This window comes from Neolewinella agarilytica, from assembly GCF_900110645.1.
Classification (GTDB): domain Bacteria; phylum Bacteroidota; class Bacteroidia; order Chitinophagales; family Saprospiraceae; genus Neolewinella; species Neolewinella agarilytica.
In genome coordinates, this window is the sequence record NZ_FOFB01000030.1 from 12191 (window position 1) to 29320 (window position 17130).

9 protein-coding genes are annotated in these 17130 nt (G+C 52.3%); 4 read left to right on the forward strand and 5 right to left on the reverse strand.

Features of this window, described 5'->3' with window-relative positions; all coding sequences use genetic code 11:
* Positions 1 to 35 precede the first annotated feature (35 nt).
* The 4 genes from BM123_RS20380 to BM123_RS20395 form a co-directional block, all read right to left on the reverse strand.
* Positions 36 to 6854: a DUF4347 domain-containing protein gene (locus BM123_RS20380; protein WP_090172377.1), complete on the reverse strand. Its 6819-nt coding sequence runs from the start codon at positions 6852 to 6854 to the stop codon at positions 36 to 38.
* A 381-nt stretch (positions 6855 to 7235) separates the two neighbouring features.
* Positions 7236 to 7766 carry a hypothetical protein gene (locus tag BM123_RS20385; protein ID WP_090172379.1) on the reverse strand — a complete coding sequence of 177 codons (531 nt, stop codon included), beginning with the start codon at positions 7764 to 7766 and terminating at the stop codon, positions 7236 to 7238.
* A 132-nt stretch (positions 7767 to 7898) separates the two neighbouring features.
* A complete protein-coding gene (locus tag BM123_RS20390; RefSeq protein ID WP_090172452.1) occupies positions 7899 to 8765 on the reverse strand; it encodes a DUF4846 domain-containing protein in 867 nt (288 codons plus the stop codon).
* Positions 8766 to 8861: 96 nt separating this feature from the next.
* Complete coding sequence (locus tag BM123_RS20395; protein WP_090172381.1) at positions 8862 to 11075, reverse strand: DUF6851 domain-containing protein; 2214 nt, start codon at positions 11073 to 11075, stop codon at positions 8862 to 8864.
* A 166-nt stretch (positions 11076 to 11241) separates the two neighbouring features.
* On the opposite strand from BM123_RS20395, the gene BM123_RS20400 reads away from it, so the two are divergent.
* On the forward strand, positions 11242 to 12186 hold the full coding sequence (locus BM123_RS20400; protein WP_090172383.1) for a TerC family protein: 945 nt from the start codon (positions 11242 to 11244) through the stop codon (positions 12184 to 12186).
* On the forward strand, positions 12143 to 12325 hold the full coding sequence (locus tag BM123_RS24645; RefSeq protein ID WP_245748635.1) for a four helix bundle protein: 183 nt from the start codon (positions 12143 to 12145) through the stop codon (positions 12323 to 12325). The genes BM123_RS20400 and BM123_RS24645 overlap by 44 nt, the downstream gene beginning before the upstream one ends.
* A 146-nt stretch (positions 12326 to 12471) precedes the next feature.
* On the opposite strand, the gene BM123_RS20410 is transcribed toward BM123_RS24645, so the two are convergent.
* On the reverse strand, positions 12472 to 13581 hold the full coding sequence (locus tag BM123_RS20410) for a TRAP transporter substrate-binding protein (protein WP_090172387.1): 1110 nt from the start codon (positions 13579 to 13581) through the stop codon (positions 12472 to 12474).
* 212 nt (positions 13582 to 13793) lie between these two features.
* Between BM123_RS20410 and BM123_RS20415 the strand changes: the two genes are divergently transcribed.
* Both BM123_RS20415 and BM123_RS20425 read left to right on the forward strand, forming a co-directional pair.
* A complete protein-coding gene (locus tag BM123_RS20415; RefSeq protein ID WP_175489489.1) occupies positions 13794 to 15569 on the forward strand; it encodes an ABC transporter substrate-binding protein in 1776 nt (591 codons plus the stop codon).
* Positions 15570 to 15865: 296 nt separating this feature from the next.
* Positions 15866 to 16984 carry a TonB family protein gene (locus BM123_RS20425; protein WP_090172393.1) on the forward strand — a complete coding sequence of 373 codons (1119 nt, stop codon included), beginning with the start codon at positions 15866 to 15868 and terminating at the stop codon, positions 16982 to 16984.
* Positions 16985 to 17130 lie beyond the last annotated feature (146 nt).

Consider the following 17130-nt stretch of genomic DNA (forward strand, 5'->3'; position numbering starts at 1 on the left):
TTGGGTACCAACCTGCAGTTGATGCATCTATTACTTTAATTTCCGTCCCAGAAAAACTGCCCACAGTCTACGTTAAGAATCTGGAAGGTAACTGATTCACTTCTGGTTCCACATGGTCCGTCAGGGTCATCACTCGTTAAAGTTAGCGTAACCTCACCCGCTGCAATGTCATCTGAACCAAGAGTGTAGCTAGTTGCCGTAGCAAAATCGGTTCCCGAGGTAAAGTTCCCGTTACCAGAACTGCTCCAGGTTCCCCCTAATGTGTTCGGCGAAATAGAGGCTCCAACCGTCAGATCAATGGGCTGTGTACTACAGATCGATGCAGGAGGAGCTAAGGTCACAACTGGTGGATCAAAGACCTCCACCGTACTTGTTGCCACGCCTTCACAGCCGTTCTCATTAGTGTAGGTATAGGTAACCTGATAGGTTCCGGGGGCAGTACCGCTTACGTCCAGGGTAGCGGTTCCATCTCCGGCATCGGTAAATGCCGTCGTTTCGGGGCTTACGGAAAATACGCCCATATCGCCGGCTCCAGTACCTACCACAGGGTTACCCGTGAAGGTCATGTCGGTTCCGTCAGTACACTCATCGTCGGGATCGTTGAGGGTGACCACGGGCAGCGCGAAGACCTCAACTGAGCTCATCGCCACACTAGTACAACCATTTTCGTTAGTGTAAGTGTAGCTGACCTGGTAGGCTCCGGCGCCTGCCGCACTTACATCGAGGGTTGCTGTACCATCTCCGGCGTCCGTAAATGCTACCGTAGCGGGGCTTATACTGAATACGCCCATATCGCCAATTGCTGCACCAACAGTGGGACTACCGGTGAAGATCATGTCCATTCCGTCAATACACTGATCATCCGGATCATTGAGGGTAACGACAGGGGGCGCAAAGACCTCCACGGTACTCATGGCGACGTCGTCACAGCCGTTTTCGTTGGTGTAAGTGTAGCTGACCTGGTAGGTTCCCGGGGTGGCATCACTTACATCGAGGGTTGCTGTACCATCTCCGGCATCGGTGAATGCCGCCGTGACAGGACTTATACTGAACACGCCCATATCACCAATAACTGTGCCGGGGGCAGGGGTTCCCATGAAAGTCATATCCGTTCCGTCGATACACTGATCGGCGGGATCATTGAGCGTAACGGTGGGCAGACCAAATACTTCCACAGTGCTTGTTGCTACGTCATCACAACCACTTTCGGTAAAGTAAGTATAGCTGACCTGGTAGGTTCCGGGCGCGGCAGCACTTACATCAAGAATCGCTGTGCCATCGCCGGCATCGGTAAATGCCGCTGTAGCAGGACTTACGCTGAATACGCCCATATCACCAGCAACAGTACCCACTGCGGGGCCGCCAACGAATGCCATGTCGGTTCCATTGACACATTGATCATCAGGGTCATTAATGGTGGCCATTGGGGTCATGAAACTGGCATCGGTCAGAATCAGCGTAGTGTCCCTGATAGAACATCCTGTTGTGTTATCAATTACCTCCAGTACGTATTCGTATTGGCCAGGTCCTGGCACGAAGAAAGTAGGGTTCAATACGCTGGCGCTGCTCAGGTTGTTGGTTGGCGTCCATCGGTAAGCGTAATCTCCCGCAGGGTCTACGGATGCGTCCAGTACAATGCTGGTGGTTGTAGTCGGATCACACACCGGAGTGGTGTCCGGCAGGGAAACCATAAAGGTGGGAGGAGGATTGACGACTACCGTAACGACTGCTTCATCAGTACATCCCTGGGAATTGACAACCGTTAAAGTAAACGTGGTTGTCATAGTACCGGTGAATGTCGGGTTGGCAATGAACGGATCATCCAGCCCGGTAGCGGGAGACCATTCGTAGGATACACCTGCTTCAGGAATGGCTGGACCCAGTACTACAGGATCGCCCTGGCAAATCACCTCATTTTGCAGCGGTGGTGCATTCACTTCCACTACGTTGACTGTTACCTCACCCGTAGTAGCGCATCCGTTGTCGTTTCGGGTAACAGTATAGGTAAACCTACCTGTGGTAGAACTGGAAAAGCTTGGGTTTGGAGAGTTCGGATCAGAGAGGTTGCCATCGTTCGGCAACCACTGATAGCTGATACCTGGACCGGTAGTATTAGCCGCAGAACCTATGCTTATTGATTCATCAACACAAACAACGCCATTTGTCGTTTCGGGTGGAACGATAGACGAAGACAGCAGAAGTTGTTGGGTTGCTTCGGACGAGCAACCACCGCTGGCGGACCTCAGTTCCAGGGTAAATGTGATGTCACTGGAAGGCAGTGGAGAATTTACCGTCGGGTTTCTCAAGGTAGGATCGTTGAGCAATGCTCCGGGAGACCACTGGTAGCCAAAGCCTGTGGGTACTTCATTCGTGCCGGATGTGGCCCCACCCGTGTATCCCAAAACTATGTTTGAGCTGGATGGACAGAATTCTATGTCCGATAAAGTTATCGAACCGGGAGTTGGCTCAACGATAACGTTTACCATATCTGTACTCATACAACTGGTAGGTGCCGGCCCGGTAACTGTCAGCGTAAAGGTCTGGTTAGTCGTTATGAATACCTCGGGCTGAGCACTGTTTTGATTGGTTCCGTTCCGGTAATCTCCTGCTGGAAGGATCGGTGTCCAACTGTAGGAATACCCTTCAGCAGAGCGATCTTCGTTTGTACCGAGGGTAACGACTCCGTTATCACAAACATAAATGTCTCCACCTGCCGCAGCTGCCTGGCCTACTTCGACAAAAACAGTGTCCAGAAATTCACAGCCGGTAAGGGCGTCGGTCACGGTTACGGTGTATTCAGTACTTACTGTAAGCGTTGCTTCCGGATTTGCACTTGTAGGATCATCTAGGCCCTGGGAAGGAGACCACTGGTACTGGAGACCAGGAAGAGCCGCCGGGTCACCAATATTCAACGGTTCATTCGGACAGCTCGTTACGGGAGAGGTAGCATTAAAAGTCGGTGTTGCAAAATTCGCCTGATTGACGGGAACCTCCACGGTACAACTGAAATTAGGATCTGTCTTACTAACGGCCTGAACGGTGTAGGTTCTCGCTACATTGTCCGTGAGTTCTACGTAACTACTGTCATAGCGGTTCAGGCCCGCCATCGGTGTCCAGGTGTAATCAAAATCTGCGGGCCCGGGCCCGTCGGCTGAAGAAGACGCATAAGCGAGTATACCTACGTTTCCGGAGTCAAAGTCAGCACAACCTCCGTTCTCTACTTCAGCCTCAACAACACACCCACAAGGTGGAACATAACTAGTGTCACGGCATACTCCCATAGCACCTGAAGGAGACGTATAACTTACGGTAAGTTCGTAAGCCGTCATTCCTGCGTTGTTACCTGAAACGGGAACCCGCGGGCCATCCGTAGGGCCTAAAAACATACTGTTGTCCCCAGTAGACGAGATGACCCGCCAACTGTAGGTTTCGTCAATATCAGGTGTACGGTCAATTTCTCCCAGCGTTCTCGGTCCACACATCGTGTCGCTCTCTATCACTTCATCAGCGCGTGCTTCAATCACGTAAACCGACACCTGGTCGTAGGTAACACAGCCATTGATTTCTGCTGCAACCGTATAGGTGATGGGGTTGGGAATATCATCCGGAAATAGGGTTGGATCATCATCATCCGGAATGGGAACACTAAACGTCAGCATAGATTGATCCAGCATTCCACTGGTTGAAGAGAGGAAAACACCTGGTGCCCAGGAGTAAGTATAGCCAGGCTCTGCGGCGGAGCCAATTACTACTTCTTCCCCCACACAAGCGACGATGTCCGGACCCGCAAAGCCGGATGGAATTGTTGATTCAGTAGTCGTTACGCTCATCATATCCGTAGAGGAACATGAGGTTCCATTGGGGTAGTACAGGGTCACCGTCAGGGTATAGGTTTCGGTGGTACCATCTCCCGGTGAGGCAACGGGGTTAGGGCAGTTTGTACAACTAAGGGTTGCGGTATTTCCCGTCCAGGTGTATGCAATGCTGTATTCATTGGCAACAGGGTTGCCTTCATCCACTATCGTGAGGCCCATCACTGCAGGGCCTCCAATAGTAACCGATTCACCGTTACAGATGCCCTCATCCTCTCCGGCATCTGCGGTATAAACGACAACTGTGGCCTGATCTGCCTGGATACAACCAGCTCCGTCGGTTACTCTGACTGTGTAGATTGTACTCTCCGTGGGGCTCACCGTTGGGTTTGCTATTGTAAAGGCACCATCGTTCCAATCATAAACGTAGCCGCCTCCCGAGCCACCCGAGGCAGTAGGTGCTCCTCCGATCATTACCGGCGTACCGGGGCAGGTGTAGAATACACCGCCTGCATCGACGTCGGGGGCTTCGTCAGTACCGACCAGAATCGATGCAGTTTCGCTGATTGATATTACTTCGCCACCACAACATTCGAAATTGCTCGTAAGTCTCCGGTAGTAGATGTCCAGACCAGTGACCGGCGGCGAGTAGTTCTGTCCCAGCCCCAGCGGCCCCTCAACATCAGACCAGGGGCCTGTCGGGCCCGGAGCAAATTGCCATTGGTAAACGAGAGGGATATCGCTTTGGCTCCGTCGTGCGCCATTTATGAAAATGGGAACTTCTCCGGAAGCATCAATTTCGTGGGGGGCTGCAAGGATTTGTTCCACTAAGCCATTGATACAAACTGACTGGTTATCTGGGGTCAGTGGGCTGGGAGTCAAGGTAGGCGTTGGCGGGCAGAAACTGTACTTGATCAGGGCGGGGTTGTTCTGATCGGGGAAGCTCACCGTTCCGTCCGTACTTAGATCACTGTCCAGGATGGTGAAATAAACGGTTTCGTCGTCAACGTAGATGTCGGAATTGTTGGCCCTGCCGCCCGGATCACCGCTCCCTAAATCATTGAGGTAGCTACCCAGACAAATACAGCCGTTGGCGTCCAACTTAGCCAGGTAAATATCATCGGTGCCCGATCGACCTACGGAGCCGTCCGTGGTAAAGTTGTTGGTGATATCACCCGTTTCGGAGAGGATGAAGGCCTCACCAGCGGCATTTACGAAAATTTTTGCGTCAGCGCCCCCCAGCAAACTGGCGTAGGCAACGTTGCCGTTTACGTCCAGCTTCACAACTGCCGTATTGGCTGCCGCAGGGTCACTTCCCACGAAAGGAGTACAAGCATTAGTGGGAAAGAGCGCCCCCGGGTCGCCGTTTACCTGGCCGGAGAAGTACAAAGCTCCGTCTCGCACAAATAATCCTGAAGTGCCGCTGAAGGAGACATCCTGATCGGCATTAATCAAAGTAGTGTAAGCAAGGGTACCATCGCTGTTATACTTGATAGCGTAGAACGAGTCATCTGCACCGTCATAGGTTACGCCGGTCGTTGTTACGAAATCGCTGGAGTTGGTTTCTTCAACAGCATAAACGGCACTCCCGTCAGTAATGAGAAAAGGTGGCGCATCATCACCGCTACCACCAATTAAAGTGCTTAGGGCAGTTGTTCCGTCAGGGTTGAGCTTAATGAGGTAGACATCATCCGGCCCTCCTGCGAAGGTAGTGCCGTCCGTTGTCATGAAATCTGATGACCGTGTATCTCCACCAATCCACATACTGGTTCCCGTTACAACCATACCCGAGACCAATTCACGACCGCTATAATCGATGATTCTGGAATAGATCAGCCCCCCGTTCGGATCATAGCGCCTGGCAATAATGAATTGCTCCCCCGCCCCGGGGGTACTGCCGTCGGTGGTGAGAATTCCGGATGCCCCCGTCTGCCCAATTAGGGAAATAAATACAGAACCGTCGTCCCCCACAGCTATATGTTGGCTGTCGAAGTTACCGAAAATAGGGGTGACATTGCCCACATCCGAAGTAACCAGGGTTTGAAAAACAAGATTCCCGGTAGGGGTGACCTTGCTCAAGTAAGCACTTAACCTGTTCTCACCACTGGCTTGCGTAGCGTCGGTGGTTGGGATAGGAGTCGGACCATTTGAATTTGTTACGCCAACCACGAGAATATTTCCGTCGGCATCAACGGTCATGTCCATTGGAAACTCATTAGCTGAACTTCCGGGCAGGAAGGTTCCTAAGGTCTGATTGCAGTTTTCGTCAAAAATGGCTATATAAACCTCAGAGAATCCAGTACTATTTGAAGGACTACCGTTAATAATCGGCAGGTTGTACGGATCTTGTACCAGTTGAACAACATAGGTTGTGCCATCGACGATTTTGGTATGACTGTAGCGGGCAGGCTCCGTGAAGATGTCAGAACTCGGAATCTCCAGAATCGAAGCGCAGTCATAAAAGCCCTGCAGGTTGTGCTTGTAAGCAGGGAAGGCCAGCGCACTCCCACCAGAGCCAACTTCCAGCTCCCAGTCCCCGTCACGCCCGGTAATATCATCGGAGGCGGCAACGGGAATGCCCAGAGCCGTCGTAAGTTGTGCTACCGCAGCACGGCCTCTTTGCCCCTCGCCGAACGAACAGCCGTAAATATTGAGCTGATCTACTCCAATGAGATAATTACCTTCCATCAGCCATGCTGCAACGGCCATGGGGGCGCGCCACTCTCCGTCCAGGAAGAGTTCCCCGGAACGACCGTGGGAAAACAGATGGAAGTCCGTTCCAGAAGCATATCCGGCAGCATTAGACAGTACCTCAGAATTCGAGACACTGCTGTCAACAAAACAGCGGGTAGTACCCGGCTCGGAAAATGTCGTTAAAGTACTGGATACCAACTGGTTTGGCATCGCAAAAGAGAGACAACCAGTTAGTACTATTGCTACCAGCCAAGAACGGGAAATAACCCTTCCTGGCAGATCAGACATATCGATAAATGTAAAGTAAGCCTGCAGGCTTACCTTTTGGAAAAAGGTAACTTTTATCATGAGAGACTAAATAAAACGAACAAATAAATTAGAAAAAGCTATAAACATCTTCAGGTTGACCGGACAGCAAAACTTAAGTTGTCAACTGAATTTAAGCTGTCTTTCAACAGCTTTCTAAATTTCCTCGAATCATTTTAAAGGAAATCTAATAGGTGAATGATGACCAGCCATTCTAAATGGCGCATTGATTGAACATGCATTTTTTGGTCCAATCAGTATGTAAATATAAAAAATCCAACGGTTTGACAAAGCATTTCAAAGCAGATAACTTTCATTTGGGTAGAATCTTGCCATCAATTGAGGGCGCAGATACAAGGCTATCTTTAAGCCTGTTGCGAGCTCAACCCTCCCGCCTGCGCTCGCAAAGCGAGCTCCCAACAACTACTTGCTAAACTGGTAAACACCGCTCACTGCCAGACTATTATTACTAAATCCCGCCAGCACCCCATACTGACTTACACTACTGTTTACCGACATAAATACATTAACGGAAGGTATCGTCTCCAGAGCAATATGAAAATGATCGGAAAGGGTATATTGTACACCAATTACGTAACCTAGCCCGGCATTAATGGTGAGAGAAGAAAAATTAGTAGTACTGCTCACTGATAGGCCAAGAGTGGGCTCAAGGCCATACAATAGCGTCAGTCTTTCTGCCAGGGGCTTTCTTTTCTCAACTCCAACAGCCAGGGAAGTATTGAACCGGGCTATAGTATTTGCTCCGGCTGTTTGCAGACTAATGTTGGAGAATATCAGTCGATAGCGCATATAATTTCCGCTGGCGAGTTGTCGCTTGTAGAGTAAGCTTACATTATCGATGCCCGTAGCGCGTACGCCGATCTCCCTATTCGTTTGAGCAGTAGCAGCAGTTGAAATCAGGGCACTGAATAGGAGTAGACATAAAAAACGCATGAGTCAGGTGTTTAGGCGATTATTGCATCATTACAATAGTACCCAGACGACTAACGAACCATCATTGTGTCGTTCCTGCCTGACGTTTAACACTTTCTTAGAGCTTGTTTGGGAATTTACGCCACCGGAGAGTTACTGGAAAGTCCGCAGTTCATCCGGCCGAAAACGCCATTCAGGCGTGAGCACCCCTTCCCCAAAATCCGCAACAGTATACCAGGGACTACCGTCTTGTGCCGAAGGATTTCGTAACACGTGAATATCCTGCGCCGGCATATAACTCTGGGCCAACAGCACGCGGACTTCTCCCGTCTCCGGTTGTACCACCCGGTCGACAACAATGACCGCGTGCCCGGGGCTCCCGCCCCGGATAAAAACATCCCCGATCAGAATATCCGCCACGGGCTTAGGCTTTAGTTCATGTACCAGGGAGGCAGTTCCGGCATAAGAGAAGACCATCGTCAGGTATTTCCGGAAAGCGGTATAGCCTGGCGTCGCTCCGCGGGAAGCGGTCCAGCTCACCCGGTTGCCCTTTACCGAGATCCGTTCACCGGCGCGCCAGCGGCTGTATTCGGCTTTAAAGCCGCTTACGAAGTTGAAATGGATATCGTTATATCGCTTTTCAGCGAAAAGGTATTCCGCCCGCAGACGCATAATGGCATCGGCGCATTGCTGGAGGTCTCGTTGGCCAACGTCCAGGTCCAGTACAGCAGCATGAGCGGTTTGGTTAGCCTTCGGTGCTCCGCTAAAGAGGTGGACTTCAGTACCGTCAGGTTTAAGTGGCTGAAAGCGCAGGTAATGACCGAAAGTGTTTTCCTCTAAGCCCCTCCGTACGAAACTCTCCGGAGCGGAAAATCGGGTAGCAATGGTGGCTCCTTCAGTATTTATCCAGCGAAAGGGCTCCCTCTCCGTAGGCAGGGACTCCGGAAGTTCACCCTGAGCGGGCGCTTCCCCGCAGGCGATCAGGGTAAGTAAGGAAAACAGCAGGCATAGCATTCGCATATCCATCCGGGGTCAGGTTCGGAGATATAACGGTCTTATGACCTTGCTTCTTACGTCCTTAGCCTGCACCTGCGGCCGCGCCTCAACTTCCGTCGCTTAAAACACCTGCAGCACACTACCAAATCGACCATCAACTGACCGCAGGAAGTACAAACCGGAAACCAGCTTATCAGTAGGCACATTTGTGCTTTGGCCCTGGCTGCGAAGCTGGTATACCTGACGCCCAGTAGCGTCATAGACCATGAGGTCTACACCCCGGCTCTCAGCCGGGAGGTCTAAGCGAACGGCCGCACCCCGCTGAACCGGATTGGGGAAGGCTTTGATCCGGACTGCCGACGGCACCGTCGGGACGCTACTGACGTTATCAGCAAAGATGTCGCTCGCCAGCGTGAAGGCATCATCTCCAATCTCCATACCGATAATGCGCCCCGGCACATCATCCGCCGGCGGATGAATACCACCCCAGATACGGCTCAGACTCGTCTGATCAGAGGCGTCCCGGTAAGTCGCCCATTGCAAAACGACATCCACGCTTGGCCCTTTTTCGAAGACCAGGAAGGAATCTTTTTCTGCAACAAACTCCCCTACCCCTCCCGGGAAATAGGGCGTACCGGTAAGTTTTTCCAATACCGTCGCTGCGGCAGAACTGTAAGTAGAGTGGCCGGAAACGTAGCCTGCGAAATTAGGCGTTACGAAAGTTGGGCGTTGGTAAGGATACCACATCGTTGGGTTGATCCACCCCACCCCGGCTACGTCCGTTGTCGGATCATCAATCGCATCCGGTCCGATCCAGGCTTTGGCTTTCACCAGCGCCAGTGTAGTGTTGTTTTCCAGTTCCGCGAAGTCGGTAACCCGCTCAATGTAGCCTGAGTCATACTTCATGCCAAACTGATTGTAATTCGGGTCAGTCGTCTCGCTGGCCTGGCCGTTTTTGGCTAACCAACGGATCGCCGAGACGGGGCGGATGTAATCGTAGGCACCTTTGATACTCCAGGCGGTAATTGCCGCGTCGTGCATAGCGCCGCCAAGGGTAAGGTAAGCCTTCACGTCATACTCCAGGCTATCCAACACGGGGCCTTCTCCGGCGAAGCGGCGCTCAAAGAGCGGGTGATCCATCACCTTATTCATAATCGTAAACCAGTGTCCGGGTGGCGTTTCGCTGGCCGGCCCATCCGCCCAAAACTCGGCCAGCACCCGTGTGTAATCCCCTCTTGGCACTATGTTCGGCGGGTAAGGCTCTCCCGTTACCGGGTTGAGTGGATGGCCGTTAGCGCCGAAGGTACCTCCTTCATGTTCTTTGTAGAATTCCGGATAATCCGCAAAATCGGTGGGGTAATCTCCCTGGAAATTGCCTCTTGCCCCCGGGGATATATCGTACATCACGCCGTCGGTCGGGTCCAGGTGAGCAGACCATTTCAGCACCAGCTCAAATCCCCAGCGGTACATGTCAAAATCTTCGCCTCCGTTACTGGACCAGCGTGGCGGAGGGCCCGGGTCGTGGTAAATCGGGCTGTTGCCATATTGAGCACCGGCCTGCGGCATGGTCATATCTTCTTCACTGAGGGCGAAGGGTCTTACTTTCCCCCACTCGGCACCCAGGAAGGGCAGAATAGCATTGCCCAATACGTTACCGGACTGATCAATCACCGTGCCCGGAAACTGAAGACTCTGCCAGCGGTTGGGGTCCAGAATCCGGAAAACAGAAAAGGGGTTAGTAAACTGCAGGGCCGGGTTGATCGGGTCAGGATAGTCAACGTTAGCATAGTCTCCCGCCTCATTGCTGCCGTCCTGCTGACCGAAGGCAATGATCTGTTCGGCGATATAATTACCCAGATCGGCGGCGGTGCCGCCTTTGTAATCCGTCCCGAAATAGCCGGGGTTATAGCCCAGCTCAATCATCAGGTCAAAAGCATCCTGCACGATCAGTTCTCCGCGGGGCGTATCCTGATAGCGATACACCAACAGGCGGTAGGCGGCGTAGCTAACGGCTTCCCTGGCGGCCGCATCCGTATCCTCAAAAACGGGGATCTGCCATTGATCGATGGGTAAGGTGAATTCACCCTGGGTACTGGTCATCAGGCAAGGGCGGCCTCTTTCAGTCGTTAGCGACCAGGCATCGTACATCGCCGCAGATATATGGTACAGGTTGCGGGCATGGACCACCGGGCGGGCGAAGTCACGCCGAATGGCTTCCAGCAATTGCTCATTCCACTGGCGGGCCACTGATTGCTCTTCCTGGGCGCTCACCGCAGGTGCAAGGGAAAGGGCAAAAAAAGCAAGGAAAAGCCAACGTAAAATTCCGGTACGCATTTTAATAGTCGTTTTCAAGGTTTGGGATCACCTCAAAGATAATGCGGTATGAACGGAAAACATCTCTTTAGCCTCCTCTTCACAAAGGATTAAGAAGCTGCCCGACAAACCTTTTCCCGAACCATCGTCTCCCCCTTTCCGTTTTTGTAGTATATCTTCCCCCCATATGTCCACACTCTGGATTGGCTTTATTGTCTTTGTAGCTCTGCTACTTTTCCTCGACCTCTTTGTCCTGAACAAAGAGGATCATGTTCCACGTACCCGCGAAGCACTAAAATGGACGGCCATGTGGACGGCCATCGGGCTCAGCTTTAGTGCCGTTATCTGGCTCGCCTACGGAAACGGCTGGATCGCCTCTGAGCTCTCTCCCCAACAGGCGACGATAAACTATCTGACGGGGTACCTCGTGGAATTATCGTTGAGTATGGATAACGTCTTCGTTATCGCGCTCATCTTCAAGTACTTCAAAGTACCGGCTAAATATCAGCACCGTGTCCTCTTCTGGGGAATTCTCGGAGCCATCGTCTTCCGGCTTTTGATGATTCTGGCCGGTGTCTACTTACTAGAGCAGTTCGATTGGATGTTCTACGTCTTCGGTTTGCTCTTACTCTACAGTGCGGCCAACTTGTTCGGACAGGAAGACGATACGCCTCCGGCAGAGAACCCCATTATTGTCTTTATTCGCCGGTTGGTTCCCGTTACTAAGAGCTATCATGGCAATCACTTCTGGATCAAACGCAAGGGAATCCGCGCCGCGACTCCTCTCTTCATCGCCCTCATGATGGTGGAAACAACGGATGTGATTTTTGCTATTGACTCTATCCCTGCCATTCTTGGCATCACGACGGACCCGTTCATTGTCTTTAGCTCCAACATCATGGCCATTTTGGGCTTACGGTCTCTCTACTTCGTCCTTAGTTCCATGATGGACAAGTTCGGCCACCTGAAATACAGCCTTGCGCTGATTCTGGTCTTCGTTGGCGTAAAGATGCTCTTACACCAGGTATGGCATGCGCCTGACTGGGTATCTTTAGTAGTCATCTTTGTGCTGCTGACCGGAGGGGTTGTTGTGTCTTTGGTTATGCCGCCGGAAGGTAAGGAGATCGTCTGACAGTATTAATTCCAATATTGTTGAGGGATACGGAAGACGTAGATATAAGAAAGATTATATCCGGTTCCTCACCTATTCCCATAGCAGTAACGACGAGACTTTAAACCACCTCGTTAAGATTGCCAAGCTGTACCCCTGAACTATTGGAGGAAGCCAAATCCTTAGCTGCTGAATATGATTCTTTAGGGGCGAAGCTTTATAAGTATATGAGCTACGTTGAAAAAAACTGGAGAACATAATTAACCCGGCACCAGGCAACCCGCACCCGGCAACCCGCCGCCCCTCCTAACTCATCATATCCCGGTAATACGTCGCCTCCGTTACGGCAGCCCATGGGGCTGCCTTTCGTTGAAACTCTCTAATGGAGGCAAAAACTCTTTTCGCAAAGGGGTCGGATTCGGCGTAGGCAGCAATTACTTCATCGGCCGCAATGCGGGCGGCGTCAATTACTTCTGGCGCAAGAGACTTAATCGTCAGGCCCGGCACCTCCCTCAGCTTTTCCAGGTACTCAGCGTTCTTCGCCTCGAAAGCTGAAATGGTGTACATATTAATGTAATGGGTCGCTACTTCAAAAATTCGCTGCAGGTCCGCTGGCAGGCCTTCAAATTTGTCTTTATTAACAAAAAACTCGAAGGCCGTTCCTGGCTCATGCCAGCCGGGAGAGTAATAGTATTTGGCAATTTCGTGGAAGCCCATGATGTAATCGTGGTAGGGCCCCACCCACTCCGTAGCATCAATGATTCCCCGCTCCAGGCCGGTGTAAAGTTCTCCACCGGGGAGAAGCACCGGAGTGCCGCCGAGAGCTTCCAGTACCCGGCCGCCGAGGCCGGGCATCCGCATTTTCAGGCCTTTGTAATCAGCAATGGTATTAATTTCCCGGTTGAACCAACCGCCCATCTGGACACCGGTATTACCCCCGACAAAGGGAACCAGGTTGTAGTCCGCGTATAACTCCTGCCAAAGTTCCATCCCTCCCCCGCTTAACAGCCAGGCGTTCATCTGCTGAGCGTTTAGCCCGAAGGGAAAGCCGGCAAAAAACTGAGCGGCCGGAGCTTTACCCGCCCAGTAGTAAGCAGCTCCGCTGCCCACTTCAGCAGCGCCCTGCCTGACGGCATCAAAAGACTCGAGCGCCGGCACCAGTTCGCCTCCACCATAGACGGTAATGTTAAGCCGGCCCCCACTCATGTCGCGGCACAGATCTGCCAACATTTGGCAACCTTCTCCAAGGATGGGAAAGCCCGGCGGCCAGGTAGTGACCATCTTCCAGTTAAAAACCTCTCCGCTTACCGTTTGAGACCGGCTTTGGGCCTGCCCTTTACCCCCCATCAAACGTAGAAAAACAGGAAGACCGATGGTTCCGGCAGCCAGAGATTTAAAAAAAGTAGACCGATTCATAAGGAAGGATAATTTGGTTCGGCACCCAGGTCAGAATGCCGGAGCGCCCGGTTCAGCTCGGGCAAGACGCTAATTACGTCGCATTATTCGCGCTGGCTAAAGTACTACTCCGGCAACTGAATCCTAGTGACCGCTAACAGATTTCCCGCTAAAAGCCTCCATAATTGTATCTTCGCCGAGAGCTTTTTTTCTACTACCAACCAATGTTTCCCATGTTCCTACGCTTTTTCTTCTGTCTGCTACTGGCGGGAGGCCTCTTCGCGTGTAAAACCGATAGTGCCCCAACCGCTACTGACAACGATAGTGACTCCCCCGTCATCAGCTTTAAAAACACGGATAATACCGCCCGCATTGCACTACGGGTGGAGCCCCCCGGGCTTAACCCCGTGCTGTCCACTCAGGCCGCTTCCCGCTATGTAGGGGAAATGATTTTCCAGACGCTAAACAGCATGGATCCGGACAACTTCGAGCAAGTCCCCTTACTGGCCAGCCTCCCTGACATTACTAAAGAACCAGGTGGAGGAGTCTCCTATTCTTACCTGATTGACGAACGTGCTACCTGGCCCAATGGCCTTCCGGTAACGGCGGCCGACGTCATCTTCAGCCTCAAACTGGTCCTTAATCCGCTCGTTGCCAGCGGTGCTTACCGGCCGTACTACGATATGGTTAGCAGTGTGGTGACCAGCCCCAACAATGAACGTCGCTTCAAGGTGATGTGTAAACGCCCCTACCTAATCGCTCAGGAGTCTCTGGGCAGTCTCGTCATTTACCCTGAATATGCCTACGACCCGGATCGCCTGTTACGCAAAATCCGGTTGGGTGACCTGACGACTGATGCCGGCGCTGAGCGCCTCGCGAAGAACAGCGAAGAACTAAAAACCTTCTCTGAAGCCTTTTCTGATCCGGACCTGGCTAATAATCCCGAAAGGATCGTTGGCAGCGGCCCCTACCAGCTCGTTAGCTGGGAACCCGGCCAACAACTTACCCTCGACCGCCGGGAAAAGTACTGGGGCAGTAAAAGCCGGGATAACTGGCTGAAAGCCAAACCAGAATCCATCATTTTCCAAATTATCTCAGACAATGGCACCATGGCCAATGCGATTCGTGACGAAGCCGTTGACGTAGTCGTTGACATGAGCGTAGACCAATTCAAAGAACTACGGGACGATGATTACCTCAACGCCCGCTATGAGTTTGGTACCATCCAAAGTCTCAAGTACTTTGGCCTGCTGTTCAATCAGCAGCACCCGTTGTTTAAAGATGCCAGCACCCGCCGGGCACTTACCCATTTGGTGGATGTAGACGCCATCATTGATCAGTTGTTCCCCAACGGATTGGCCAACCGGGTCACCGGCCCCGTACTGCCCGGAAAATCATACTACAACGGAGACCTGCCGGAAATCCCCTACTCCCCCGAAAAAGCCAGTGAGCTGCTGAAGAGTGCGGGCTGGGAAGACACTAACGGAGACGGGACCCTTGACAAGGAAATAGACGGTAGCCGGCAGGAATTTTCCTTCCAGTTTCTGATCTTCCCCTCTCCTACCAGTGACGCCGTCGGTGCGTTGGTGAGCGAATGGATGGGAGAAGCAGGCATTGAAGTGGAGGTCGTTCGCCAGGACTTCCGGGCGCTCTATGGTGAGCTCAATAAGGGTAATTTCGCATTGGCCATCATTGGGCAGGGCTTCACGCCAAATCCGGATGAATTCACGCAGGTATGGGCATCTACCTCCGTGCCTCCCAATGGCACTAACCGGGGCGGATTTGCCAGCGCAGAGGCAGATAAGCTGATCAATCAAATTAAAGTAACGCTTAAGGAAAGTGACCGCGACCCGCTCTACCGCCGCTTTCAGGAAATCCTCTACGAAAATCAGCCGATGATCTTCCTCTTTTCACCCGCTGACCGTGTAGTCGTTTCCAAACGATTCGATTTTGAACCGTCCTCCATCTCTCCGAACGTAGACTTTAATGCTTTGGAGAAGAAGGAGTGATCAGGTTGCAGGGTGCAGGGTGCAGGGTGCAGGTTACAGGTTGCAGGTTGCAGGGTGCAGGTTGCAACTTCCACCCTGCAACTTGCAACCTGTACCCTGCAACTTGCAACTTGAACCCTGCAACTTGCAACTTGAACCCTGCAACTTGCAACTTCCACCCTGCAACTTGCCCCCTCCCCCCTTAAAGTCAAGTTAACGACAACGTCCTCCCCTGCGAAAAATCTATCTTTGCGGGAACAGACACGAGTGCCCCTTCGAACTATTCCACATCCCCAAGTACTTACTCTACTTTTCGTATGAAACTTTTACTGACACTTCTTTGCTGTCTTCCCCTCTGCCTGTTGGCGCAGGACGATGCAGCAGCAAGCACCGCTCCTCAAGCAGCCCCTGACACCACGATCTACGACATTGCGGATGAAGCGCCCCGCTTCCCGACCCCATGCGAAACGCTGGATACTACCGCTGCGGCAAAATCTGAATGTGCTCAGATTGGCCTGCTGGATTACATCAACCGCCGGGTTCTCTACCCCGCCGAAGCCCGGGAGAAAGAAATCAGTGGAATGGCCGTGATTGGTTTCGTCGTTGAAGCCAATGGCATCATCTCCAAAGCGCGCATTCTGCGCGACCCGGGAGGCAATCTGGGTCTGGCAGCACTACGGAGTGTAATTGGTATGGCCAACCAGGTGCGCTGGCGGCCGGCCATAAAAGACGGCAAGCCGGTGCGCTTCAATTTTGTGCTCCCCATACGTTTCCGGCTGGAGGAGCCAAAGCCTTACGTACTCTCCGGGCAAGACACCATTTATACCGAACTCACCAAAGCCCTGGCCTTTACGGCTAATGACGGCAAGCTGGGGGAATACCTTACCGAAAAAGTTAAGTATCCTGCCATCGGGGAAGATAGTTGCCAGACCGGTCAGCTGGACCTGCAGCTGCTCGTTCACCCTGACGGCAGAGTGGACGTGCAAGACATCATCGATTATAATGACCTGGGTACCGAATTCACCTTTGAAGCCATCAACGTAGCAACCCAGTCTTATGGCAAATGGAGCCCGGCCGAATACAATGGCCGGCCGGTAACGGCTGCCTACAACGTTAGCTTTTCCTTTGCACCTGAATCTGAAGCCTGCGCCCAAACGGTAACGGCCTACAATGAGGCCATTGCACTACTTAATGAGGGTCAACAACTCGTGCAGGACAGCACAACTTTAGAGGCGGGCCTGGCGAAGATGGATCGCGCAGTGGCTTACTTTCCCAACGATGGCCGCTTCCGTATCGTCCGGGGCCAGACCCGTATGGACAATAACCGGCTGCTGGGTGCCTGCGAAGATCTTACGATGGCTAAGCAGATATCCCTCATCGATTGGTACGACTCAGTGCTGCCGCTGATCTGCCGGCAGGTGGAAGAAGAAGAGTAGGCGGTAGTGTTGTAGACGGTAGAATTGTAGTTGGGTAGATTCTACCGTCTACAACACTACCGTCTACCAAATTACCGACTGCCCGACTATTAAGAAGGCGCGGACGCAGGTGCAATGGTGTTTTCTTAAGGAGCAATGCAGTCCCC

Coding starts and splice junctions, on each gene's coding strand:
- BM123_RS20380 (WP_090172377.1), bottom strand. CDS start 6,854: ATGATAAAAGTTACCTTTTTCCAAAAGGTAAGCCTGCAGGCTTACTTT.
- BM123_RS20385 (WP_090172379.1), bottom strand. CDS start 7,766: ATGCGTTTTTTATGTCTACTCCTATTCAGTGCCCTGATTTCAACTGCT.
- BM123_RS20390 (WP_090172452.1), bottom strand. CDS start 8,765: ATGCGAATGCTATGCCTGCTGTTTTCCTTACTTACCCTGATCGCCTGC.
- BM123_RS20395 (WP_090172381.1), bottom strand. CDS start 11,075: ATGCGTACCGGAATTTTACGTTGGCTTTTCCTTGCTTTTTTTGCCCTT.
- BM123_RS20400 (WP_090172383.1), top strand. CDS start 11,242: ATGTCCACACTCTGGATTGGCTTTATTGTCTTTGTAGCTCTGCTACTT.
- BM123_RS20410 (WP_090172387.1), bottom strand. CDS start 13,581: ATGAATCGGTCTACTTTTTTTAAATCTCTGGCTGCCGGAACCATCGGT.
- BM123_RS20415 (WP_175489489.1), top strand. CDS start 13,794: ATGTTCCTACGCTTTTTCTTCTGTCTGCTACTGGCGGGAGGCCTCTTC.
- BM123_RS20425 (WP_090172393.1), top strand. CDS start 15,866: ATGAAACTTTTACTGACACTTCTTTGCTGTCTTCCCCTCTGCCTGTTG.